Source organism: Dietzia sp. WMMA184, assembly GCF_002441635.1.
Lineage (GTDB): Bacteria > Actinomycetota > Actinomycetes > Mycobacteriales > Mycobacteriaceae > Dietzia > Dietzia kunjamensis.
Genome location: NZ_NXEI01000001.1, coordinates 991316 through 1014158 on the forward strand (window position 1 = coordinate 991316; position 22843 = coordinate 1014158).

20 protein-coding genes, 1 tRNA gene and 2 riboswitches are annotated in these 22843 nt (G+C 71.7%); of the genes, 13 read left to right on the forward strand and 8 right to left on the reverse strand.

Annotated features, from left to right (window positions below; translation table 11 throughout):
• Positions 1-10 precede the first annotated feature (10 nt).
• Together CK206_RS04570 and cobC are read right to left on the reverse strand one after the other, a co-directional pair.
• Positions 11-1168 (reverse strand): Nif3-like dinuclear metal center hexameric protein, encoded by a 1158-nt coding sequence (locus tag CK206_RS04570; protein ID WP_096905686.1) that lies wholly within the window; start codon positions 1166-1168, stop codon positions 11-13.
• Positions 1169-1170: 2 nt separating this feature from the next.
• Positions 1171-2289, reverse strand: coding sequence for an Rv2231c family pyridoxal phosphate-dependent protein CobC (gene cobC / locus CK206_RS04575; RefSeq protein WP_096905687.1), 1119 nt, complete (start codon positions 2287-2289; stop codon positions 1171-1173).
• Positions 2290-2375: 86 nt separating this feature from the next.
• On the opposite strand from cobC, the gene CK206_RS04580 reads away from it, so the two are divergent.
• The 3 genes from CK206_RS04580 to CK206_RS04590 are packed head-to-tail and all read left to right on the forward strand — an operon-like array spanning position 2376 to position 4617.
• The gene (locus tag CK206_RS04580) at positions 2376-3044 is read left to right on the forward strand and encodes an HAD hydrolase-like protein (RefSeq protein WP_096905688.1); all 669 of its coding nucleotides are present in this window, start codon (positions 2376-2378) and stop codon (positions 3042-3044) included.
• Entirely contained in the window at positions 3034-3525 is a 492-nt protein-coding gene (locus CK206_RS04585) for a low molecular weight protein-tyrosine-phosphatase (RefSeq protein WP_096905689.1), read from the forward strand. Before CK206_RS04580 ends, CK206_RS04585 begins: the two co-directional genes overlap by 11 nt.
• Before the next feature lie 51 nt (positions 3526-3576).
• Positions 3577-4617, forward strand: coding sequence for an SURF1 family protein (locus CK206_RS04590; RefSeq protein WP_096905690.1), 1041 nt, complete (start codon positions 3577-3579; stop codon positions 4615-4617).
• An 89-nt stretch (positions 4618-4706) separates the two neighbouring features.
• Here the strand turns inward: CK206_RS04590 and CK206_RS04595 are convergent.
• Together CK206_RS04595 and CK206_RS04600 are read right to left on the reverse strand one after the other, a co-directional pair.
• Positions 4707-4779, reverse strand: a tRNA-Val gene (locus tag CK206_RS04595).
• 97 nt (positions 4780-4876) lie between these two features.
• Positions 4877-5311, reverse strand: coding sequence for a DUF3052 domain-containing protein (locus CK206_RS04600; RefSeq protein WP_096905691.1), 435 nt, complete (start codon positions 5309-5311; stop codon positions 4877-4879).
• A 306-nt stretch (positions 5312-5617) separates the two neighbouring features.
• Here CK206_RS04600 and aceE point away from each other — a divergent pair, with 306 nt between their 5' ends.
• The 5 genes from aceE to CK206_RS04625 all read left to right on the forward strand — a co-directional run bounded on the left by aceE (position 5618) and on the right by CK206_RS04625 (position 12791).
• A complete protein-coding gene (gene aceE, locus CK206_RS04605; protein WP_096905692.1) occupies positions 5618-8413 on the forward strand; it encodes a pyruvate dehydrogenase (acetyl-transferring), homodimeric type in 2796 nt (931 codons plus the stop codon).
• Between the two features lie 5 nt (positions 8414-8418).
• On the forward strand, positions 8419-9663 hold the full coding sequence (locus tag CK206_RS04610) for a CdaR family transcriptional regulator (RefSeq protein ID WP_096905693.1): 1245 nt from the start codon (positions 8419-8421) through the stop codon (positions 9661-9663).
• Positions 9664-9818: 155 nt separating this feature from the next.
• Entirely contained in the window at positions 9819-10745 is a 927-nt protein-coding gene (locus CK206_RS04615) for an ACP S-malonyltransferase (protein ID WP_096905694.1), read from the forward strand.
• Positions 10746-10847: 102 nt separating this feature from the next.
• Complete coding sequence (gene acpM, locus CK206_RS04620; RefSeq protein WP_067714230.1) at positions 10848-11099, forward strand: meromycolate extension acyl carrier protein AcpM; 252 nt, start codon at positions 10848-10850, stop codon at positions 11097-11099.
• 255 nt (positions 11100-11354) lie between these two features.
• Positions 11355-12791 carry an acyl-CoA carboxylase subunit beta gene (locus CK206_RS04625; protein ID WP_096905695.1) on the forward strand — a complete coding sequence of 479 codons (1437 nt, stop codon included), beginning with the start codon at positions 11355-11357 and terminating at the stop codon, positions 12789-12791.
• Between the two features lie 254 nt (positions 12792-13045).
• Here CK206_RS04625 and CK206_RS04630 read toward each other — a convergent pair whose 3' ends face one another.
• From CK206_RS04630 to CK206_RS04645, 4 genes are all read right to left on the reverse strand, one after another.
• Positions 13046-13555 carry a DUF3145 domain-containing protein gene (locus CK206_RS04630; protein ID WP_096905696.1) on the reverse strand — a complete coding sequence of 170 codons (510 nt, stop codon included), beginning with the start codon at positions 13553-13555 and terminating at the stop codon, positions 13046-13048.
• Positions 13556-13757: 202 nt separating this feature from the next.
• The gene (locus CK206_RS04635; protein ID WP_096905697.1) at positions 13758-14633 is read right to left on the reverse strand and encodes a serine hydrolase; all 876 of its coding nucleotides are present in this window, start codon (positions 14631-14633) and stop codon (positions 13758-13760) included.
• A 112-nt stretch (positions 14634-14745) separates the two neighbouring features.
• Positions 14746-16326, reverse strand: coding sequence for an ABC transporter permease (locus CK206_RS04640; protein WP_096905698.1), 1581 nt, complete (start codon positions 16324-16326; stop codon positions 14746-14748).
• Positions 16323-17276 carry an ABC transporter ATP-binding protein gene (locus CK206_RS04645; protein WP_096905699.1) on the reverse strand — a complete coding sequence of 318 codons (954 nt, stop codon included), beginning with the start codon at positions 17274-17276 and terminating at the stop codon, positions 16323-16325. The genes CK206_RS04640 and CK206_RS04645 overlap by 4 nt, the downstream gene beginning before the upstream one ends.
• Before the next feature lie 59 nt (positions 17277-17335).
• On the opposite strand from CK206_RS04645, the gene CK206_RS04650 reads away from it, so the two are divergent.
• The 5 genes from CK206_RS04650 to CK206_RS04670 all read left to right on the forward strand — a co-directional run bounded on the left by CK206_RS04650 (position 17336) and on the right by CK206_RS04670 (position 22642).
• Positions 17336-18430, forward strand: coding sequence for an alpha/beta hydrolase (locus CK206_RS04650; protein WP_254050478.1), 1095 nt, complete (start codon positions 17336-17338; stop codon positions 18428-18430).
• A 12-nt stretch (positions 18431-18442) separates the two neighbouring features.
• Positions 18443-18621: riboswitch (cobalamin riboswitch) on the forward strand.
• A 54-nt stretch (positions 18622-18675) separates the two neighbouring features.
• Positions 18676-19716, forward strand: a complete 1041-nt coding sequence (locus tag CK206_RS04655) for an ABC transporter substrate-binding protein (protein ID WP_096905701.1) — start codon at positions 18676-18678, stop codon at positions 19714-19716.
• Between the two features lie 4 nt (positions 19717-19720).
• The gene (locus tag CK206_RS04660) at positions 19721-20806 is read left to right on the forward strand and encodes an iron ABC transporter permease (protein ID WP_096905702.1); all 1086 of its coding nucleotides are present in this window, start codon (positions 19721-19723) and stop codon (positions 20804-20806) included.
• Positions 20803-21576 (forward strand): ABC transporter ATP-binding protein, encoded by a 774-nt coding sequence (locus CK206_RS04665; protein WP_096905703.1) that lies wholly within the window; start codon positions 20803-20805, stop codon positions 21574-21576. Before CK206_RS04660 ends, CK206_RS04665 begins: the two co-directional genes overlap by 4 nt.
• Positions 21554-22642 carry a cobalamin biosynthesis protein gene (locus CK206_RS04670; RefSeq protein ID WP_173674766.1) on the forward strand — a complete coding sequence of 363 codons (1089 nt, stop codon included), beginning with the start codon at positions 21554-21556 and terminating at the stop codon, positions 22640-22642. The genes CK206_RS04665 and CK206_RS04670 overlap by 23 nt, the downstream gene beginning before the upstream one ends.
• Positions 22612-22754, forward strand: a riboswitch (cobalamin riboswitch). Its footprint overlaps the gene before it by 31 nt.
• Positions 22755-22843 lie beyond the last annotated feature (89 nt).

The window sequence follows — 22843 nt, forward strand, 5'->3', positions numbered from 1 at the left end:
GGTGCCAAGACTACCGCTGCACGCGCCCTCCCCCGGCGGCCACCGTCCAGGGGTCCGTCCGTTGATCGCACACCGTCGCGGTGAGGTCCGCCCCCTCCTCGAGCAGGGCCGCGGCCTGGGCGCACCACGGGAACTCCAGCGCCCAGTGCGCGGCGTCGACGAGCAAGGGTCCGCCCGAGCGAAGGTGCTCGTCCACAACGTGATGGCGCAGGTCCCCGGTGAGGTAGACGTCGGCGCCCGCCGCGCGGGCCGCACCCAACAGTGAGTCGCCGGATCCGCCACACAGCGCGACGCGCCTGATCTCGGCGTCGGGGTCGCCCGCGGCGCGGACCCCCCACTCGGTGGTGGGCAGACGCTCGGCCACGAGCTCGGTGAACTGCGCAAGCGTCATCGGTGCGTCGAGTTCGCAGATCCGCCCGAGCCCGGTGTCCTCGGGCCCCGGCCCGGGTCCGGCGTGGTTGACGAACACGTCCATGGCGGGCACCTCGTAGGGGTGCCCGGCCAGGACGGCTCGCCGCACCGCGGACCGCAGCTCGGGCGGCGCCACGAACTCCACCCGCGTCTCGGAGACCCGCTCGGGCTCGCCGACGGTGCCGATCGTCGGGTCGGTGCCGACGCCGGGACGGAACCGCCCGGTGCCCTGGACGGAGAACGAGCACTCGGTGTAGCCGCTCATCCGTCCGGCCCCGGCGGCGAACACCGCGTTCAGCAGGTCGTCGAGGTCGTCGTCGGGCACGGTCACCACCCACCGGTCGACGGTGCCGTCACCGGTGGGGGCCAGGGGGCGGCCGGGGACCAGGCCGAGCACGTCGGCGAGGGCATCGTTGACGCCGGGCCGTGCGGAGTCGGCGTTGGTGTGCGCGGAGTACAGCGCGCACCCGCCGGCGATGAGCTTGTGCAGCAGCCGGCCCTTGGGGGTGTCGGCGGCCACGGAGTGCACGCCGCGCATGAGCGGCGGGTGGTGGACCAGCAGCAGGTCGGCGCCCTCGGCGAGCGCGTGGTCGACCACGGCGTCGGTGGCGTCCACCGCCACGACGACCCGTCCGACCTCGGCCGCCGGGTCCCCGGCGACCAGCCCCACGCGGTCCCACGACTCGGCCAGCCGCGGCGGGTAGGCGTGCTCCAACAGGTCGATGACGTCGGCCAGGGTGGGCCTGCCGGTGGTCATGGTCACTCCCCTTCCTGTTCACCCGCCGCAGCGGGACCTGTCCGTCCCGCGACCTGTCCGAGCCAGGCTCCGACGAGTTCGTCCACCATCGTGCCCGGCCGCACCGCCAGTCGCAGGTAGGTGGCGTCGAGGCCGGGGAACGTGTCGCAGCGGCGGGTGACGATCCCCCGGCGCACGAGCCCGGTCCGGAACGCGATCGGGTCGATCCCGGCCGGAGTGCGGACCAGGACGAACGGTGCGGACGGGGGCACCGCCACCTCGATCCCGGCGGCGTCGAGGGCGCGGACCATGGTGTCCCGCTCGGAGACGACCTGCGCCCGCGCGGCCTCGAGTTCCGGATCGGCCGCCGGACCGACGCACGCCCGGATGGCCTCCAGTTGGAGAGTGCCCAGGGGCCAGTGCGGACGGCGCGCGGCGAGATCGGCCAACACCGACGGGTCCCCGACGGCGTACCCCACGCGCAGGCCGGCCAGCGCCCACGTCTTGGTCAGCGACCGCAGCACCACGAGGCCCGGCAGGTCGGCACCGGCCAGGGTGTGGGCCGCCTCGTCCGCGAGGATGTCGCAGAACGCCTCGTCGACGACCGTCACCCGTCCGGGCCGGCACAGCGCCGCCACGGTGGACCGGGGGTGCGCCACCGAGGTGGGGTTGGTGGGATTGCCGACGACGACGAGGTCCGCCTCCTCGGGGACGAGGCCGGGGTCGAGGTCGAACGGAACCGGCAGGAGGACCCGCTCCACCGGCACGCCGGCCCGTCGCAGTTCGAGCTCCGGTTCGGTGAAGGACGGGTGCACCACCGCCGCTCGCAGCTGGTTCCGGGCCGCGTGGGCGGCGAGCAGGTGGAATCCCTCCGAGGCCCCGCCCAGCAGCAGGACGCGGTCGCGTCCGACCCCGTGACGGGCGGCCACGGCGGAGACGGCGGCCTCGTCGTCGTCGCCCCCGGGGTATCCCCCCAGGTCGGCGAGGCGGGCCGCCAACCTGTCGCGGAGCCACCCCGGCGGCCCCGATCCGCGCACGTTGACGGCGAAGTCCAGGGCGCCGGGGACCAGCTCGGCGTCACCGTGGTGTCGCAGCGCCGCCCACGACGCCTGGTCGGGACGCTCTCCGGGTTTCTCGCTCATTCCCGGAAGCGTAGGACGACCACGAACGGCGCGCGGCCGCGGACCGGCGGGGGAACCCGCGCGGCGGACTCTGGGAGGATGGCGGCATGACCGACCGCCCGATCCTCCTCGTGGACCTCGACGGCACCATCACCGACTCCCTCGACGGCATCGCCAAGTCCCTCCACCACGCGCTCGGCGTGGTGGGCGCGCGCTGGGACTCCGACCGCGACATCCGTTCCATCGCCGGCCCGCCCATGGTCGACACGTTGACCTCGCTCGGCCTCGCCGGGGCCGACCTGGACCGGGCGGTGGCGGCCTACCGCGAGCGCTACGACGAGGTGGGGTGGCTGGAGAACGCCGTCTTCACGGGGATGGACGCGCTGCTCGACCGACTCGCCGTCGACGGTTACCGGATGGCGGTCGCCACGAGCAAGGACCAGGTCGCCGCGCGCCGGATCCTCGGGCACTTCGACCTGGCCGCCCCCTTCGAGTTCATCGGTGGGGCGGACATCTCCGTCGGCCGGATGGCCAAGGCCGACGTCATCGCGCACTCCCTCTCCGCGATGGGTGTCGACCCCACGCCCGCCGACGGCGGCGGGACCGGGCAGGTACTCATGATCGGCGACCGCGAACACGACATCGAGGGCGCCGCCCGCTACGGCGTCCCGACCGCGATCGTGCGCTGGGGCTACGGGCGGCCCGACGAGTGGGACCGCGCCCACTGGTCGGCCGTCGACACCGCGGCGCTGGAGGAGATCATCCGTGGGTGGTGAGTCGCGGGTGCGGGTGGTGTTCGTCTGCACCGGGAACATCTGCCGCTCCCCCATGGCCGAGGTCATTGCCCGCCGGGCGTTCCACGACGCCGGGCTCGGCCACCGGGTGACCGTCTCCAGCGTCGGCACCGGCGACTGGCACGTCGGCAACGGCATGGACGCGCGCGCCGCCGCCGAACTCGCTGCCCACGGTTACGACACCGGGCACGTGGCCTCGCAGCTGTCCCCCGGCGACCACGACGCCGACCTGGTGGTGGCCCTCGACACCGGCCACCGCGACCACCTGCGCCGGGTGGGTGTCGACCCGGGCCGGATCCGGCTGCTGCGGTCCTACGACCCCCGCGCACACGAGCACGGCGCCGCCGGCGCGGACGTGGCCGACCCGTACTACGGAGACGACAGCGGCTTCACCCGCACCCGCCTGCAGATCACCGCGGCCCTGCCCGGGCTGGTCGCCGAGGTGCGCGAGCTCACGGGGTAGCGGGCACACCTGCCACGGGACCCGGCGGGCCGGGACGGATACCCTGGGAGCATGCGGATACTGCGGCGTTTCCTGACCCCGGGATGGGTGATCGGCGTCCTCGCCGCGACCCTGTTCGCGTGGGCGTGCTTCGCGCTGCTGGCCCCGTGGCAGCTGGGCAAGAGCGACGATCTCGACGCCCGCAACGCCCGGCTGGCCGAATCCGTCGAGGCCGAACCCGCGCCGCTGGCGCAGGTGGTGGACGGCCCGCAGGCCTACGCCGAGCGCGAATGGCGCCTGGTCACCCTCACCGGGGAGTGGCGACCGGACTCCGAGGCATTGCTGCGACTCCGGTCGGTGGACGGCGAGCTGGTCTACCAGGTTCTCACGGTGTTCGACCCCGTGGACGGCGCGGACATGCTGGTCAACCGCGGATACGTGCTCGTCGGGGAGAACAACGCGGTACCGGACTATCCCGCCGCCCCCGCCGGCGAGGTCGAGATCACCGCCCGGCTGCGGGTCACCGAGCCCGGCGAGGCCGAGCCCGTCCCGATGGCCGGACTGCCCGCCGTGCGCGTGGTGGACCCGGTCGTCATCGGCGACACCCTCGGACACGACCTCGTGTCGGAGGGCTACCTGCAGCTGGCCGGTGGCCAGCCCGGATCGCTCTCCCCCGCCCCGATCCCCGGCATCGAGAACGGCCCGTACCTGTCCTACGGACTGCAGTGGCTGGCCTTCGGCGTGCTCGCCCCGGCCGCGCTCATCTACTTCGCCTGGGCGGAGATCCGGGCCCGGCGGCGCGACGCCGAGGTCGCGGCCGCCGACGCCGATCAGGGGGCGGGGACACCGGATGACGGCACCACGCCCACCGCGGGGACCGACGCCCGGGGTGGCGACACCGATGACCTCGGCCGCGACGGCGGCGGCGATCCCGCGAACGGTGACGCGTCGGGCGGCGGCTCGGACGGCGGCGGCTCGGACGGCGGCGGCCGGGGAGCCACCGAGCTCGACGAGGCGTCCGCCCGTGAACGCGCGATGCGGGCCCGTTACGGCGACCGCAACGACGCCGAGCAGCGCAGGGCCTTCCGCCGAGCGGACCGCCTCCGGACCTGACCCGCGCCGAGCCCTCGGCACCGGGTGCGGCCGGTTGTCATAGGCCGGTTGTCATAGGCCGGTTGTCATCGGTCGGTCTTCGTCATCGGTGCGCGCGGAGGGAATCGAACCCCCGACCGCTGGTGTGTAAGACCAGAGCTCTAACCGCTGAGCTACGCGCGCGTGCGCACCGACGCGTCGATCGCGCCGGTGCGGTCAGATTATCCCACCCGGGACAGCGCCCCACCCCGGGGCGCACGAGGGGTCCGGGGTGCCGCGATCACTTGCGGGGCATGCTGTTCTTCCGCAGGGCGAGCCGGCTTCCGGCCCAGTCCCCGAGCGCGGCGGTGCGCGTCTGCAGCATCCCCGCGGTCTGGGCGGACTCCGCGATCACTGCGGGCACCACATGCCCGTCGAGCCCCGTCTTGGGGGTGAGGACCCACACCGAGCCGTCGTCCGCCAGGGGGGTCATGACGTCCATGAGTCGGTCGACCAGGTCGCCGTCACCGTCCCTCCACCAGAGCAGTACCGCGTCGACCACCTCATCGGTGTCCTCCTCCAGCAGCTCTGATCCGACGGCGTCCTCGACGGCCTCGCTGATCGACTCGTCACAGTCGGAATCCCATCCGACCTCCTGAACGAGCATGCCCTCCGTCAGTTCGAGCTGACCAGCTACCTGGTCCGCTCCGTCCTGCTGGTTCGCCGCGGCGACCACCGTGGTGTTCCTCCCTCTACTCCGTCGTGCTACTTCTCGGGTCTTTCGCTGACCAGGAACACTACCCGCGCACACCCGCCGGGGAAACGACTACCGCCCATTTGTCGGTGTGTCGGCTCAGGCGACGGTGTCGCGCGTCACGCTTTGGGGCACAATCGGAACCGGTGGGCCTACGGTGGCCCGCCCCGAGCCCGACGCGATCCGCCCACACCTGCGGGCCGCGGCCCGGGCCCGACGATGTACCACGACATGTGGTGGCCCCACCGGGCGGCCACGGTACGAATCACAGAAGTGAGGACGATACGCATGAGCGGAAACGAAGGCCCACGGGACGGGACCGCCCCCACCAACGTGCCGATTCTCCGGGAAGGGGTCGCCTCCTACCTGGCGGACTCCGACCCCGAGGAGACCCAGGAGTGGATGGACTCGCTCGACGGCCTGCTCGCCGAGGCCGGGCCCGAGCGCGCCCGTTACCTCATGCTGCGTCTCCTCGAGCGGGCCTCCAAGCAGCGTGTTCCGCTGCCCGCCCTTACGTCCACCGACTATGTCAACACCATCCCCACGAGCCTCGAGCCGGAGTTCCCCGGCGACGAGGCGGTGGAGCGGACCTACCGTCGATGGATCCGGTGGAACGCCGCCATCATGGTCCACCGCGCCCAGCGGCCCGGGATCGGCGTGGGCGGTCACATCTCCACCTACGCCGGGGCGGCCCCGCTCTACGAGGTGGGGTACAACCATTTCTTCCGCGGCAAGGACCATCCCGGCGGCGGCGACCACATCTACTTCCAGGGCCACGCCTCCCCGGGCATGTACGCCCGGGCCTACCTCGAGGGCCGGTTGCGGGAGCAGGACCTCGACGGGTTCCGGCAGGAGAAGAGCCATCCGGGGCGTTCACTCCCCTCCTACCCCCACCCCCGCTCGCTGCCCGAGTTCTGGGAGTTCCCCACGGTCTCGATGGGTCTGGGGCCGATCAACGCCATCTACCAGGCACGGTTCAACCGCTACCTCCACAACCGCGGCATCAAGGACACATCGCAGCAGCACGTGTGGGCGTTCCTCGGTGACGGTGAGATGGACGAGGTCGAGTCGCGCGGCGCGCTGCAGATCGCCGCGAACGACGCCCTCGACAACCTCACCTTCGTCATCAACTGCAACCTCCAGCGTCTCGACGGGCCGGTCCGAGGGAACGGCCAGATCGTCCAGGAGCTGGAGTCGTACTTCAGCGGCGCCGGCTGGAACGTCATCAAGGTGGTCTGGGGTCGCGAATGGGACGCCCTGTTCGACAAGGACACCGAGGGCGCGCTCGTCTCGCTGATGAACTCGGTCTCCGACGGCGACTACCAGACCTTCCGCGCCAACGACGGCGCCTGGATCCGCGAGCACTTCTTCGGCCGCGACCCCCGCACCGCCAAGCTCGTCGAGGACATGACGGACGACGAGATCTGGGCGCTGCGCCGCGGCGGTCACGACTACCGCAAGATCCACGCCGCGTACAAGGCATCGCTCGAGCACACCGGCCGGCCGACGGTCATCCTGGCCCACACCATCAAGGGCTTCGGACTGGGCCAGAACTTCGAGGGCCGCAACGCGACCCACCAGATGAAGAAGCTGACGCTCGACGACCTCAAACTGTTCCGCGACAAGCAGCAGATCCCCATCACCGACGAGGAGCTGGAGGCCGATCCGACCCAGCCGCCCTACTACAACCCGGGGCCGAACTCGCCGGAGATCCGCTACATGCTGGACCGCAGGTCCGCCCTCGGCGGGCACGTCCCCGAGCGGCGCCAGACCTTCACCCCCCTGGCCGTGCCGGGCATCGACGCCCTGAAGTCACTCCGCAAGGGGTCGGGTAAGCAGGCCGTCGCCACCACCATGGCGCTCGTGCGGACGGCCAAGGAGCTCATGCGCGACGAGTCCCTGCGCGACCGTTTCGTGCCGATCATCCCCGACGAGGCCCGCACCTTCGGCATGGACTCGTGGTTCCCCACCCTGAAGATCTACAACCCGCACGGGCAGAACTACACCTCGGTGGACCACGACCTCATGCTGAGCTACAAGGAGGCCAAGGACGGCCAGATCATGCACGAGGGCATCAGCGAGGCGGGGTCCGTCGCCGAGTTCACCGCCGCCGGGACCGCGTACGCGACCCACGGCCAGCCGATGATCCCTCTGTACATCTTCTATTCCATGTTCGGGTTCCAGCGCACCGGCGACGGCATCTGGGCCGCCGCCGACCAGCTCGCCCGCGGCTTCCTGCTGGGCGCCACCGCCGGCCGCACCACGCTCACCGGCGAGGGCCTTCAGCACATGGACGGCCACTCCCCGCTGTTGGCCGCGACCAACCCGGGGATCATCTCCTACGACCCGGCATGGGCGTACGAGGTCGCCCACATCATGCGCGCGGGCATCGAGCGCATGTACGGCCCCGGCGCGGCCCACGAGACCGAGACCGACGGCATCGACCGCAACGTGTCGTACTACATCACCCTGTACAACGAGCCCGTCCCGCAGCCCGCGGAGCCCGAGGACCTGGACGTCGACGCCCTCCTGCGCGGTCTGTACCGCTTCCGCGCGGCGGAGGCCGGGAGCCACAAGGCCTCCATCCTCGCGTCCGGCGTGGCGATGTATGCGGCGGTCGAGGCGCAGAAGATGCTCGCCGACAAGTGGGACGTCGCGGCCGACCTGTGGTCGGCGACCTCATGGACGGAGCTCGCCCGTGACGGGTTCGAGTGCGAACGCCACGAGCTCCGCCACCCCGATCAGCAGCCGCGCATCCCGTTCGTCACCGCGGCCCTGGCCTCGGCCGAGGGTCCGAAGGTCGCGGTGAGCGACTTCCAGAAGGCGGTCCCGGACCAGATCCGCGCCTGGGTCCCCGGTGACTTCACCGTGCTCGGATGTGACGGCTTCGGGTTCTCCGACACCCGGCCCGCGGCCCGCCGCTTCTTCAACACGGACGCCGAGTCGATCGTCGTGGCCGTGCTCGCGGGCCTGGCCCGTGAGGGTGCCATCGACAAGACCACCCTGCTCGAGGCGGCGCGTCTGTACCGGATCGACGACGTCATGGCCGCCCCCGAGCCGACGACGGACCCCGGAGTGGCGTGACAGACATGGCCGACCCCGGGACCGGAGAGAGGGACGCACATCCCGTCCGGCGGCGCTCCGCGACGCCGCCGGACGATCGTCCCGTCTCCGATGCCCTGCTCAAGCGCATCACCCGGTACTCGGGGACCCTGTCGACCGAGGCGGTCCGCGCGTTGGAACAGGATCTGGCGTTCTTCGCCGAGTTGTCCGCCGACCAGCGGGCCGAGATCCAGCTGATCATCCAGAGCGCGGTGCGCGACTTCGTCACCTGGATGCGCAACCCCGAGGCCCCGCACACGGACACCATCGCGGGGTTCAAGTTGCTCCCCAAGGGGCTCGGCCAGGGGCTGACCCTGCAGCAGACGGTCCAGCTCGTCCGGTCGACGTGTGAGTACTTCGAGCTGGTGATGCCACGGATCACCCACAACGAGCGCCAACGCGGACTCATGATCACCGCGGTGCTCAAGTTCGGCCGTGAACTCGGCTTCACCGCGGCGGCGGTCTACGCCGCCGCCGCGGAGAACCGGGGAGCCTGGGACACCCGAATGGAGGCGATGCTGGTCGACGCCGTGGTCCGCGGTGATCGTCATGCCGACCTCGCCTCCGGTGCCTCGGCCCTGAACTGGGACCCGACCACCGCGGCGACGGTGATCGTCGGCAGGCCCCGTGAGGAACTCGGACTGGCGTCGGTGCCCGCCGCGCACAAAGCCGCGGTCGCGGCCGGCCGCCACGCACTGGCCGTGGTGCAGGGCGCGCGCCTCGTCGTCATCCTCTCCGGGGAGCTCGAGTCCTCCTCCGCCGTCCCGGCCGAGGTCCTCGACTCCTTCTCACCCGACGCGCCGGTCGTCGTCGGGCACACGGTGAGCTCCCTCGCCGAGGCCCCGGACAGCGCGACCGAGGCGCTCTCCGGCGTGGCGGCGGTCTGTGGCTGGCCCGGCGCCCCCCGACCGGTCGCGGCGATCGACCTCCTGCCCGAGCGGGTCCTCGCCGGCGACCGGGGCGCGGCGACGATGTTGGTCGACCGGGTCGTCACACCGCTGAGGGGCGCAGACACCTCGGTCGAGAACACCCTCCGGGCCTATCTGGACTCCGGTGGGCACGTCGAGGCGTGTGCCCGCGAGTTGTACGTCCATCCCAACACCGTGCGGTACCGCCTCAAGAGAGTGAGTCAAATCACCAAATTCGACCCACTTAACGCGAGGGACGCTTTTGTCCTGAGAATCGCCCTCGTCCTCGGGAAGTTCGCCGACCGAAGCACTCAGGAGTCGTGATAAATCACTCCCGTAACAAGGTGTAACGAAACCGAACCGACCGGAGATGGACGACCAGCCAGCTCGTCATTTGTGGGAAGCGCACAAAATCCCGGCTGTGTTTCTGGCTTGGGGAACATCATCCTAAGAGGGGCGGGGCGTGTTCTCTGATACCCGTGCTTTGCCTTACTGCCCCTGGACAAGGGTCTCAGAAAGCCGGGATGCTCGCGCCCTGGCTCGAGTTGCCCGGTGCCTCGGACCGTCTCGACGAGTGGTCCGCATCGAGCGGACTCGACCTCGAGCGTCTCGGCACGACCGCGACCCTGCAGGAGATCACCGACACCGCGGTGACCCAGCCACTCGTCGTCGCCTCGGCCCTGCTCGGTGCCGCCGAGTTGCGCCGTCGCGGCCAGGTGCCCTGCGACACGATGGTGGCCGGCCATTCGATCGGCGAGATCGCCGCGCTGGCGATCGCCGGGGTGGTGTCGGAAGCCGACGCCCTGCGTCTGGCGTCCGTCCGCGGTGCCGCGATGTCCCGGGCGTGTGCCGAGCGCCCCACCGGCATGATCGCGGTGCTGGGCGGGGTCGAGGCCGATGTCCTGCTGTCGCTGGACACCGCCGGGCTGCAGCCGGCCAACCGTAACGGCGCGGGCCAGATCGTGGCCGCCGGCCCGCTCGAGGCCTGCGACGCCCTGGAGCAGAATCCACCGAGCCGGGCCCGCCTGCGTCGACTGGAGGTCGCCGGGGCGTTCCACACCCACCACATGGCCTCCGCCGTCGACGAGGTCCGCGACCTGGCCGACACGATAGAGGTCAACGACCCGGAGCTGACGCTGGTCTCCAACGCCGACGGCATGGTCGTCACCTCCGGTCGCGACGCCCTCGACAGGGTCGTCTCCCAGATCACTCATCCCGTCCGGTGGGACCTCTGTACGCAGACGATGCTCAAGTTGGGCGTCGATGCGTTCATCGAGCTGCCGCCCTCCGGCTCACTCGTCGGGTTGGCCAAGCGCATGATGCGTGACGTTCCCCGGTACGGCGTGACCACCCCCGAGGACCTCGAACTCGCCCTCGAGTCGGTCCCCGCACTCAGCGGCGCCTGACCGCTCCTCCCACCCCCGATCGTCGGCCCCGGCCGGCGATCGCGACCAGACCATCCGTCGCGCCCGCCGGGCACGGCACCACCCATCAGAAAGGGACACCACATGGCACGCACCGAGGCCGAGATCATCGCAGGACTGGCGGAGATCGTCGAGGAGGTCACCGGGATCGAACCCTCCGAGGTGACCCCGGAGAAGTCCTTCGTCGACGATCTCGACATCGATTCGCTCTCCATGGTGGAGATCGCCGTGCAGACCGAGGACCGCTACGGGGTTGAGATCCCCGACGAAGACCTCGCCAAGTTGCGTACTGTTCAGGATGCGGTCGACTACATCCAGAAGCTCGACCAGAGCTGACATCCGGCCCCGTGTGCCGGGGCGGGGACGCAGTCAGGGCCGAAGGTGCGGTCGGTGCACCACGTCGAGCCCGCGTCCCCGCCCCCACACAGGGCCCAACAATGATCACCCCGCTCACGGCGGGGTGCCGGGCGAGAGGTCCGGACCGGGACGGGGGTCCCGATCCGAACGCCGATCGCCCACAAGCCAGTCCGGGGGTCCATCGCAGGCGCGCTCTCCCTTCCAGGGACACGCGCCGAGGAAAGGACTGCACATATGACCATCACCAGCCCTGTTGACCAGAACACCCAGATCGACCCTCGAGATCCCGTCGTCCGGCTCGAGAACCTCTTCGACCCGGCTTCGCTCGAGTTCATCACCGAGCCCGACGCCTCCGGCGCCATGGCCGCGCGCGGCCTGATCGACGGCGAACCCACCATCGCGTACGCGACGGACGCCACCGTCATGGGTGGTGCCATGGGCCTGGACGGGTGCCGGCACATCGTGCGTGCCATCGACGTGGCGATCGACGAGCATCTGCCCGTCGTCGGCGTCTGGCACTCGGGTGGGGCGCGACTCGCGGAGGGCGTCGAGGCGCTGCACGCGGTCGGCCTCGTATTCGAGGCCATGGTCCGCGCGTCGGGCCACGTGCCCCAGATCTCCGTCGTGCTCGGGCCCGCCGCCGGCGGCGCCGCCTACGGCCCCGCGCTGACCGACGTCGTCATCATGGCGCCGGCCGGCAAGATCTTCGTCACCGGTCCCGACGTGGTCCGCTCCGTCACCGGCGAGCAGGTCGACATGGAGGGCCTGGGCGGCCAGGACGTGCACCACCGCAAGTCGGGGGTGTGTCACATCGCCGCGACCGACGAGCGTGATGCCCTGCACCGGGCGCGTCGTCTGGTGACCCTGCTGTCCGCGCAGGGCGAGTTCGACCCGCGTGCCCTCGAGGGCGATCACACCGATCTTGCGGGCCTGCTCCCCGACTCACCGAAGCGCGCGTATGACGTCCGTCCTCTCGTCCACGGGCTGCTCGACTCCTCGGAGCTCGATGGCAGCACCACCTTCGAGGAGCTGCAGGCCAAGTGGGCGCCCAGCATCGTGGTGGGCTTCGGCCGGATGTCCGGCCGCACCGTGGGTGTCATCGCCAACAATCCGCTGCGGTTGGGCGGTTGCCTCAACTCGGAGTCCGCGGAGAAGGCCTCGCGGTTCGTCCGGCTCTGCAACGCCTTCGGCGTGCCGCTGGTCGTGATCGTGGACGTCCCCGGTTACCTGCCCGGCGTCTCGCAGGAGTGGGACGGCGTGGTGCGCCGCGGCGCCAAGCTGCTGCACGCGTTCGCCGAGGCCTCGGTCGCCCGGGTCACGCTCGTCACCCGCAAGATCTACGGCGGTGCCTATATCGCGATGAACTCGCGCGCTCTCGGAGCCTCCGCCGTGTTCGCCTGGCCCGACGCCGAGGTCGCGGTGATGGGCGCCAAGGCCGCCGTCGGCATCCTCCACAAGCGCACCCTCGCGGCGGCTCCCGAGGACGAGCGGGAGGCCCTGCACGACCGTCTGGCCGATGAGCACGCGGCCATCGCCGGTGGCGTGGGTCGCGCGGTCTCCATCGGTGTGGTCGACGAGGTCATCGAGCCCACCGACACCCGCCGACGGATCGCCGAGGCGCTGGACGCGGCCGCGCACACCCGCGGCCAGCACAAGAACATCCCGCTGTGACCTGAATCCGGCCGGAATACCTCCGGCAGGATCCGCACCCGACGACTGCGCCCCCTCCCCGATCTGACGGGAGGGGGCGCAGTCGTGTCCCGGAAGGGCGCGGGGGCCACCCGCAGCCGGTGTCGGGTGCCGCATGCGTGCCGGGTGCCGGGTGCCGCCCGCCGCCAGCGTGTCGCGCACACGAGTCAGCGCCCGCCCCGAGAGCTGGGCGGGCGCTGTCCGGAGTGAGCGCGGGAGTGCGGAGGTCCGGCGGGTCAGCCGACCCGGGAGAGCCAGGTGACCTCGGCGGCGGCCGGGTGGCCGCGCAGCGGTTCGAGGGCGCGGTCCCATGCGGTGCCGAGCTCGTCCTCCACCGAAGCGTGGAAGGCGGCGGGCCCGGCCTTCATTAGATGGCGAAGACGGTTCTCGCTGAGCACCACGTCGCCGCTGGCGCCCGTCTGCCCCCGCCACATCCCGAGTTCGGGTGTGTGGGAGAAGCGTTCGCCGTCGACGAGGTCGCTCGGGTCCTCGGTGACCTCGAAAGACAGCATCGACCACTTGGCCAGCGAATCGGCCAGACGCGCGCCGGTGCCGACCGGGCCGATCCAGTCGACGATCGCTTTGCGAGCGCCCGGCTGGGCCGGCTGGTCTTCCCAGCGCATGGCTGAGTTGGCGTCGAGCGTGGCTGCGAGAGCCCACTCGACGTGAGGGCATAACGCGGTAGGCGCGGCATGGATGAACACCACGCCGGTCGTCGTATCCGCGAGATAGTTATGGTCAGACATCACTTCACTCCCGACTCACTGAGGGACGTCTTCCCCAACGACCTCACGAAATCGTGTGAATGATGTTGCTTCTGTTGCTTGTGGTTAACACTGTGCCTGAAGTGATCGAATTACACCAGCGACACTTCTCGACTCTCAGCAAAGTTACAGCACGGTGATTCCCGCGCCCGGCACGAGTGCGGGCGTGTCGCGGGTGGCGGACTCACCCCCCGAGCGAGTCCTCTTCGCGCGAACGCCGGGTTGCCGCATCGACCACCCTGTCGGACAGTTCCGGCCACAGCGGCTTGGCCCAGTCGCCGAAGTCGCGGTCGGTGAGCACGATCAGCGCCGTGGAGATCTCCGGTTCGACCCACAGCAGGGTCCCGGACTGCCCGAAGTGCCCGAAGGTCGCGGGCGAGTTGTGCTGCCCGGTCCAGTGGGGATGCTTGGCGTCGCGGAGTTCGAAGCCCAGCCCCCAGGGGCACGGCTTGTGCATGCCGTACCCGGGCACGATCCCGTCGAGGCCGCGGAACTGTTCGGTCACGGCCTCCTCGAGGGTCTCGGGCGCGAGCAGCCGCGGGGCCACGAGTTCGCGGGCGAACGCGATGAGGTCGGCCAGGCTGGCAGAGGCCCCGTGCCCGGCGGAGCCCTCGAGCGTGGTGGACTCCATGCCCAGCGGCAGACACACCGCCTCGTGGAGGTAGTCGCCGAAGGCGATCCCGGTGGCGTCGGCGATGTGGTCGGCCAGCACCTCGAACCCGGCCGAGGAGTAGATCCGCCGTTCCCCCGGCTCGGCGCGGACCTTGTCGCGGTCGGCGAAGTCCAGCCCCGAGGCGTGGGCGAGCAGGTGACGCACCGTGGACCCCTCGGGCCCTGCGGTGTCATCGAGGCCGATGGCCTCCTCCTCGACGGCCAGGAGCGCGGCCATCGCGACGAGGGGCTTGGTCACCGAGGCCAGGCGGTACACGCGGGTGTCGTCGCCGTGGACCGCGAGGGCGCCGTCGGGGCCGACCACCGCGGCCGAGACGGTGTCCACCGGCCAGTCCGTGACCACCGACAGCGCGGTGGAGAGCCTGTCTCGATCGAACTCGTCCGACATCGGTTCCTCCCTGGTTCGCGTGCGACCGGCGGCGCCGGTGTCCGTGACGGCCGCGCCGGTGAGGCGTGGCGGCCGTGCGAGCCAGTCTGTCAGGTCGGCTCGGGTGTCGCGGTCAGGTCCGCGGCACGTCGCGGCGCCGGAAGGTGGCCAGGCCCACCGCGATCAGCAGGACCGTCACCGTGAGGAGCGCGGCCACGCCGATCGCGTTGACGGGGCCGACGGGCGCGGTGCCCACCGCGCCGAACGGGGACAGGCGCATCTGGTCCTCGTCGAGCCGGAGCGTGGGTCCCATGAGGGTGACGACGACGGCGAGGGCGAACGGCGCCCAGCCCAGGACCTGCAGTCTCGGGGATGCGCCGAACAGACCGATCGAGATCGCGACGAACACCAGCGCGGCGGGGACGTACCACGCCCCGGCGCCGATGATGCGTCCCGCCAGGTCCGGGTCGTCGAGCACGGCGGCAGCGGAGATCCCGAACGCGGCGGCGCCGGCGAGGACCACGACGACGGTGCCGGCGGCGACGACCGCGGTGTGGGCGGCGAGCCACGACCACCGCGAGCGCCCCGTGGACAGTTCCATCTCGAGTCGCCCGGCGGTCTCCTCCCCGCGCAACCCGGAGAGGGTCTGCAACGCGAACCCGGCCCCGAGGAATCCGGTGAACGCCACCAGCATCTGCACGATGGAGTCGACCACGGTGCCCGAATCGCCGAGGAACACGGCGAGGTCGGGGTTGGACATCATCGTCTCGACCACCACGTTCATCAGCGCGCCGTACATGGCCATCAGTGCCACCACGCCGATCGTCCAACCCGTCAGTGCGCCCAGGTGCTGGTGTACGGCGGTCCCGGTCCGGGACGCCCGCCACCGGGACGCGGTGGCGGGGCCTGTCCGGGCGGGGACCATCCCCTGGCCCACGTCGCGGCGCGCGGCGAGCCACAGTGCGACCGCGGCGAGCCCGGCCGCGGCGACGACGGCGACGATCAGGGGCACCACGGAGGACTCGCCGAACGGCCGGGTCAGGCCGTGCCAGCCCAGCGGGGAGGTCCAGCTCAGCCAGTTGCGGTTGACGTCGCCGATCCCGCGTGTGATCAAGGTCAGTCCGGCCACGGTCATCGCCGCCGCCCACACGGTCCGGCTGTGCGCGAACACCTGCGCGAGCACGGCGGTGCCGGCCGCGTACACCCAGCCGGCGGCGACGATGGAGGCCACGTACAGCGCCGCGCCCGCGCGGTCGAGGTTGACGGTGAGGGTCGCCGCCCACAGCGCCAGGCCGAGGACGGTGAAGACCCCGGTGACGACGACGAGGGCGGCCGCCGTCGGGGCGAGCCGGCCGACCCGGCCCGCCAGGAGCAGTTCGGACCGTCCGGACTCCTCCTCCTTGCGGGTGGCGCGCGCGGTCAGGGCGATCGCCATGACGGGGATGCCGAAGGCGACCATGAACGAGTACTCGTTCATCATCACGCCGCCGAGGGTGTCGAGCCCGGCCACCCGGCCGGTGAGCATGATCATCGACTCGCCGACCGAGGCGCCGTACGTGGCGAGTTCCTGCGGGGTGTCGTACAGGGCTGCGATCGACAGCCCGGTGACGAGGTACAGCGCGGCCAGGCCGAGGACCCAGGCGGCCGCGGCCCGCCACCCGGTGCGCAGGGCGATGCGTGCCAGCAGGCCGGTGCCGGAGAACGGCGAGGTCATCGCCGGTCCCCTGTCCGGCCATCGTCTCCGGTCGCCGCACCGGCACCGGAGTAGGCGTTGAGGAACAGGTCGTCCAGGCTGGGCGGGGTCGCGGTGAGCGTGTGGATGCCGGCCGCGTGAAGGAGGCCGGTGACCTCCCCCAGCTGCGGGGCCGGCACATGGCAGCGGACCTCGAACCGACCGTCGGCGGCCTGCTCGATCCGCAGGCCGTCGACCCCCGTCACGCGCCCGAGTGAACCCGGATCGGCGTCGGTGACGGCGTGGACCTCGGTCGTCGTGTGACGCCGCAGATCGGCCAGCGTCCCCGAGGTGACGGTGCGGCCGTCGCGGATGATGCTCACGCGGTCGGCGAGGGTCTCGACCTCGCCCATGATGTGGCTGGACAGCAGTACGGTGGCGCCGCCGTCGACGGCCTCGCGGACGCACTCCTGGAACGTCTGCTCCATGAGCGGGTCCAGGCCGGACGTGGGCTCGTCCAGCACGAGCAGTTCGGCGTCGGAGGCCAGTGCGGCGATCAGCGACACCTTCTGTCGGTTGCCCTTAGAGTAGTCACGCGTGCGTTTGGTCGGGTCCAACCGGAAACGCTCGATCAGCTCGTCCCGACGGCCCGGGTCCAGTCCCCCGAGCGCCCGGCCGAGCAGGTCGATGCACTGGCCGCCCGTCAGCCGCGGCCACAGGGTCACCTCGCCGGGGACGTAGGCGAGCCGGGCGTGGAGTTCGACCGCGTCGCGCCACGGGTCGCCGCCGAACACCGTCGCCCGCCCGGAGTCGGCGCGCATGAGCCCGAGCAGGATTCGGATGGTGGTGGACTTGCCCGACCCGTTGGGTCCGAGGAACCCGTGGACCTCGCCGCGGCGCACGTCGAGGTCCAACTCGTCCAGGGCCCGGGCGCGGCCGAAGGTCTTGACCAGGCCCTCGACCCGCACCACGCTGTCGTGTTCTGAACGCATGATCAGCTCCTTCGTCCGATTACCCCGATCATCCCAGGGATCCGCGTCACAATGTGCCCATGCGCTCTCCCATGTCCGGCCACCGTGACTTTTCCCCGTCGATCCCGGATCGCCTGACCAAGGCCGTCATGACCGCTGCCGGGTTCCTGCCCGGCCCGCTCCTCCGACTCGTGGGCGGGACCCCGCGACGGATGGACGGCCAGGTCCTCGACCCGCACTTCCAGGCCGGGCTCCGGGTCATCTCGATGACATCCGAGGGCGAATACGAGGATCTGACCGTCGAGAAGGCACGTTCGGCCGTCGAGCGGTCGGCGTTCACCGTCTCGGGGAAGAAGATCGACCTCGCCGTCGTCACCGACATCGTCCTCCCGCTCGGCGGCACCGACCCGGACCGGGCCGACCTGCCCGCGCGCCTGTACTCGCCGGTCCACGGTGACGAAACGCTGCCCGCACTCGTGTTCTTCCACGGCGGCGGCTGGGTGCTCGGCAGCGTCGACTCGCACGACGCGACCTGCCGCTACATCGCCGAGACGGGCCGGCTCAAGGTGATCAGCGTGGACTACCGGCTGGCACCCGAGTTCCGGTTCCCCACCGCGGTCGAGGACGCGATCGCCGCGTTCCGGTACGTCCGCGACCACGCCGACGAACTCGGCGTGGACCCGACGCGCATCGCGGTGGGCGGTGACAGCGCCGGCGGCAACCTGGCGGCGGTGGTCTGCCAGCAGACGCGCGACGCCGGAGAGAAGATGCCGGACTTCCAACTGCTGTTCGTCCCCGCCACCAACATGTCCGCGCGGACCCGCTCGTACGAGCTGTTCGGCGACGGCTTCTTCCTCACCCGGGCCAACATGGACTGGTACGAGGAGACCTACATCCGGTCCGACGAGGACCGGCTCGACCCCCGCGCCTCCCCCCTGCTTGCGGAGGACTTCTCGGGACTGCCGCCCGCCCACGTGGCCACGGGCGGGTTCGACCCGCTGCGCGACGAGGGCGAGGCCTACGCCCGGAAGATGGCCGATGCCGGTGTCCCGGTCTCGCTGCGCCGCCACGAGACACTGGTCCACCCGTTCGTCAACGCCGTCGGGGCCACCCCGCTCGCGCGCTCGGCGCTGTCCGAGGCGGTGGGCGCGATGCGGATGGGGCTGGCGTACTGACCCTGGAGCGCGTGTTACCTTGTGATCGCCAGCGAGACCGATCGGTCGCGGGAATCCGGTGCGAATCCGGAACTGACGCGCAGCGGTGAGGGTGATGGCGGGGCACGATGCCACTGGGCCGCACGGTCTGGGAAGGCGCTCCGTCCAGGTGATCCCGAGTCCGAATACCGGCTGGCCCTCGCGGTGACAACCGCCAGGTCATCACCGGGCTTCGCGTTGCAGGCCCGCGACCTCGGAGCACACCCATGCGTTCGTCCACCCTGGTCGCCCTCGCCGGCGTCACCCTTCTCACCCTGACCTCCTGCACCGCCCACGACCCGGCCGCGATCGCCGGCCCGGGCACCGATCCGATCGAGAACTGCGGGGAGCAGGTGCAGCTCGACGCCCCGCCCGAACGGGTCGTCTCGCTCAACCAGGGCTCCACCGAGATCCTGTACGCCCTCGGCCTCGGCGACCGGATGGTCGGCACCGCCACCTGGACAGACCCGGTCCTACCCGAGTTCTCCGAGGTGAACAGGTCTGTCCCCCGCCTGGCCGACAACGCGCCGTCGATGGAGGCCGTCCTGGACGTGGAGCCGGACTTCGTCACCGCCTCCTTCGGCAGCACCCTCGGCGAGGGCGGGGTCGCCGCCCGCGAGCAGTTCCACGAACTCGGCGTGGGTACGTACCTCTCCCCCACCGACTGCGTGGGCAAGGTCGCCGACTCCGGGGACGGCGTCCGCGAGACCCCGCTCACCCCGGACCTGCTCTACCGCGAGATCACCGATCTCGCGACGATCTTCGACGTGGAGCAGGCCGGTGACGAGCTGGTGGCGGACCTGCAGCGCCGACTCGATGAGGCCGCCGAGAGCGTCGACGCCCGCGGGATCTCCGCGATGTACTGGTTCGCCAACTCCGAGTCCCCGTACCTGGCCGGCTGCTGCGGTGCCCCCGGCCTCATCTCGACCACCCTCGGCCTGGAGAACGTTTTCGACGACACCACCCAGGAGTGGCCGCAGATCAGCTGGGAGGTCGTGGCCGAGCGCGACCCGGACGTGATCGTCGTGGGCGACCTGACCCGCAAGAGCCAGACCGCCGAGACCGCGGAGGCCAAGATCGCCTACCTCGAGTCCAACCCCGTCACCCGGGAGATGGCGGCGGTCCGGGAGAAGCGGTTCATCGACATCACCGGTGCCGAGATGAACCCGTCGCTGCGCACGATCTACGGGGTGGAGACCGTCGCGGCGGGGCTCACCGCTCTTGGACTCACCACGCCGGGTCTCGCCGAGCCGGACCCGGCCAACTGACCCGATGACCCTCGCACCCGAGAGGACCACCGCCCCGGTGGTCCCGGCGCCACCGCGTCGGCGGCCGCCCCTGCGGCGACCGTCCGCGCTGGCCACCCTATGGCTCGGCGGCCTGGGGCTGCTGGCGGTGTCGACGGCGCTCGTCATCACCATCGGCCCGTCCGGACTCACCGCCGCCGACGTCGTCCAGTCCGCGCTGGCCCGCCTCACGGGAGCCGACTCCGGGCTCACGCGGATCCAGGAGGGGATCATCTGGAACCTGCGGCTGCCGCGCACCCTCATGGCGGCCCTGGCCGGGGCGGGGCTCGCACTGTGCGGCGTCATCCTGCAGTCGCTGCTGCGCAACCCGCTGGCCGACCCGTACATCCTCGGCATCTCCTCGGGCGCCTCCACCGGGGCGGTCCTCGTGGTGGTGCTCGGGGTCGGCGCGGGCGCGGTCGGGCTCACCACGGGGGCGTTCGTCGGGGCGCTCACCGCGTTCGGCTTCGTCCTGGTCCTGGCCTTCGCGTCCGGCGGCACCACCGACCGGGTGGTGCTGGCCGGGGTCGCGGCGACCCAGCTGTTCTCCGCGGTGACCTCGTTCGTCGTCTACATCGCCGCCGACGCGGAACAGACCCGCGGCGTGCTGTTCTGGCTGCTCGGCTCGCTGGCCTCCGTCCGCTGGTCGGACGTGGCGGTGTGCGGCGTCGTGGTCCTGCTCGGACTGGTGGCGTGCCTGCTGCACACCTCCAGCCTCGACGCGTTCACCTTCGGCCAGGACGCCGCGGCCGCCCTCGGCGTCAACGTGGCCCGCACGCGGCTGGTGCTCATGGTGGTGACGGCGCTCGTCACGGCCGTCATCGTGAGCACCTGCGGCGCGATCGGTTTCGTGGGGCTGGTACTCCCGCACGCCGCGCGGGCCCTGGTCGGGGGCCGGCACCGGGTCCTCGTCCCGACCGCGGCGTTAATGGGCGCCGTCTTCGTCGTGTGGATCGACGCCGTCTCCCGCACCGTGATCGCGCCCCAGGAGTTGCCGATCGGGGTGGCCACCGCGCTCATCGGCGTCCCGGCCTTCGTCGGGCTCCTCCTCCGCCGGGGACACGGCCGATGACCGCCGCCCCGTCGACCCTCGAGGCTCGAGGCGTCTCGTGGTCCGTGCGCGGCCGGACCATCCTCGACGACGTCACCGTAGCTCCCGCCCCCGGCACGATGGTCGGGGTGCTGGGGCCGAACGGATCCGGCAAGTCGACGCTCCTGCGCATCCTGACGGGCCTGCTCCGGCCCGACACCGGATCGGTGCACCTCGACGGCACGGACATCCGATCACTCCCCCGCAAACGCCTGTCCCGGCGCGTGGCCCTGGTGGCGCAGGAGGCGACCACCGACCAGAACCCCACGGTCCGGGAGGTCATCGAACTCGGCCGCATCCCCCATCGCGCGGCCTGGTCGGGTCCGGGTCCCGGGGACGACGGGGTGGTGCGGCGCGCGGCGGCCACGACCGGCCTCGGCGACCGCCTGGACCAGCGGTACGCGACGCTGTCCGGCGGCGAGCGGCAGCGGGTGCAGATCGCGCGGGCGCTGGCCCAGGAGCCCGGTGTGCTGGTCCTCGACGAACCGACCAACCACCTCGACATCCGCCACCAGCTCGACCTGCTGGCCCTGGTCCGCTCCACCGACACCACGGTGATCGCGGCCCTGCACGATCTCACCCTGGCGGCCACGTTCTGCGACCATCTGATCGTGTTGTCCGGCGGGCGGCTCGTGACCGGCGGCGCGCCCCACGAGGTGCTCACCGCCGACCTGATCCGGGAGGTGTACGGAGTGGAGGCCGAGGTGACCCATGACGGGCGGGGGGCGCATGTCCGCTATCTCGCGCGCTGACGGGACCGCACTCGCGACCCGCGCGGCAGGCATCGCGGCCGGGTTCGCCCTCGACCGCCTCGTCGGCGACCCGGGGCGGTTTCACCCCGTCGCGGGCTTCGGCCGGGTCGCGCTCGCCGTGGAGCCGCGCCTGCTGCGGCCCGGCCGGACGCCCAACGCGCAGCGGGCGGCGGGCCTGCTGTTCACCGGCGTCCTCGTGGGGGGCACGGCTGCGACGGTGACGGTCGTCTGCCGTCTGGCCGGGAGGAACCTCGCGGCGGCCGTGGTGTGGGACGCGGCCGTGGTGTGGTCGTGCCTGGGCGGGTCGTCGCTGCTCGAGGTCGCGCGGCGGCAGGGTGACCTGCTCGCCCGGGGCGATCACGAGGGTTCCCGGGACCTGTTGCCGTGGTTGTGCGGACGGGATCCGGCCGCGCTCGGCCCGGAGGATCTCGCGCGAGCGGTCGTCGAGTCGGTCGCGGAGAACACCTCCGATGCGGCGGTGGCGACGCTGTTCTGGGCCGCGGTGGCGGGTTCGCCCGGCGCCGCCGTCCACCGCGCGACCAACACGCTCGACGCGATGGTGGGTCACCGTTCGGAGCGGTACCGCCACTTCGGCACCGCTGCGGCGCGGCTCGACGATGTGCTGGGGTTCCTGCCGGCCCGGGGGGCCGGCGCGCTCGGGGTGGTCTGCGCCCCGACCGTGGGCGGGAGTCCCGCCGGGGCCCTGCGGGCGTGGCTCCGTGATGCGCGGGCGCACCCGAGCCCGAACGCCGGGGTCGTCGAGGCCGTGTGCGCGGGCGCGCTCGGGGTCAGGCTCGGCGGGCCCACGCCGTACCCGTACGGCGTGGAGGACCGGGCGGTCCTCGGTGACGGCCGGTCGGTCCGGGCCGACGACATCCGCCGCGCGGTTCTGCTGCACGACCGCGTCCAGCTGGCCACCGCCGCGCTGGCCGTGCTGGGTGTGGTCGTGCGTCGCGCCGTCCTCGGGCGTCGCCGGGCCACGAAGCGCGGGTGGTCGGCTCCGCCGAGCCGGGGTGCCTGCACCGCTCGCGGACGCGGTGTGCCTATCCTGAGGGCGTACTGCTGACATCCGGAACGAGCAGGGGAAGACCGGTGGGAATCCGGCGCTGACCCGCAACGGTGTGTGGCCACTTTGGTGACCGCGAGCCCGATTACCTGCCCGGATGTTCGCGACTCCGAGTACATCGCCGTGGTCTGCGATCCGGGGTCCTGTCAGGTGACGTGGTGTCGTCGTCGACTCCTACCCTCCTGCGGGTCTCACGTGTCG

Coding starts and splice junctions, on each gene's coding strand:
- CK206_RS04570 (WP_096905686.1), bottom strand. CDS start 1,168: ATGACCACCGGCAGGCCCACCCTGGCCGACGTCATCGACCTGTTGGAG.
- cobC (WP_096905687.1), bottom strand. CDS start 2,289: ATGAGCGAGAAACCCGGAGAGCGTCCCGACCAGGCGTCGTGGGCGGCG.
- CK206_RS04580 (WP_096905688.1), top strand. CDS start 2,376: ATGACCGACCGCCCGATCCTCCTCGTGGACCTCGACGGCACCATCACC.
- CK206_RS04590 (WP_096905690.1), top strand. CDS start 3,577: ATGCGGATACTGCGGCGTTTCCTGACCCCGGGATGGGTGATCGGCGTC.
- aceE (WP_096905692.1), top strand. CDS start 5,618: ATGAGCGGAAACGAAGGCCCACGGGACGGGACCGCCCCCACCAACGTG.
- CK206_RS04610 (WP_096905693.1), top strand. CDS start 8,419: ATGGCCGACCCCGGGACCGGAGAGAGGGACGCACATCCCGTCCGGCGG.
- acpM (WP_067714230.1), top strand. CDS start 10,848: ATGGCACGCACCGAGGCCGAGATCATCGCAGGACTGGCGGAGATCGTC.
- CK206_RS04625 (WP_096905695.1), top strand. CDS start 11,355: ATGACCATCACCAGCCCTGTTGACCAGAACACCCAGATCGACCCTCGA.
- CK206_RS04630 (WP_096905696.1), bottom strand. CDS start 13,555: ATGTCTGACCATAACTATCTCGCGGATACGACGACCGGCGTGGTGTTC.
- CK206_RS04635 (WP_096905697.1), bottom strand. CDS start 14,633: ATGTCGGACGAGTTCGATCGAGACAGGCTCTCCACCGCGCTGTCGGTG.
- CK206_RS04640 (WP_096905698.1), bottom strand. CDS start 16,326: ATGACCTCGCCGTTCTCCGGCACCGGCCTGCTGGCACGCATCGCCCTG.
- CK206_RS04645 (WP_096905699.1), bottom strand. CDS start 17,276: ATGCGTTCAGAACACGACAGCGTGGTGCGGGTCGAGGGCCTGGTCAAG.
- CK206_RS04650 (WP_254050478.1), top strand. CDS start 17,336: ATGCGCTCTCCCATGTCCGGCCACCGTGACTTTTCCCCGTCGATCCCG.
- CK206_RS04655 (WP_096905701.1), top strand. CDS start 18,676: ATGCGTTCGTCCACCCTGGTCGCCCTCGCCGGCGTCACCCTTCTCACC.
- CK206_RS04660 (WP_096905702.1), top strand. CDS start 19,721: ATGACCCTCGCACCCGAGAGGACCACCGCCCCGGTGGTCCCGGCGCCA.
- CK206_RS04665 (WP_096905703.1), top strand. CDS start 20,803: ATGACCGCCGCCCCGTCGACCCTCGAGGCTCGAGGCGTCTCGTGGTCC.
- CK206_RS04670 (WP_173674766.1), top strand. CDS start 21,554: ATGTCCGCTATCTCGCGCGCTGACGGGACCGCACTCGCGACCCGCGCG.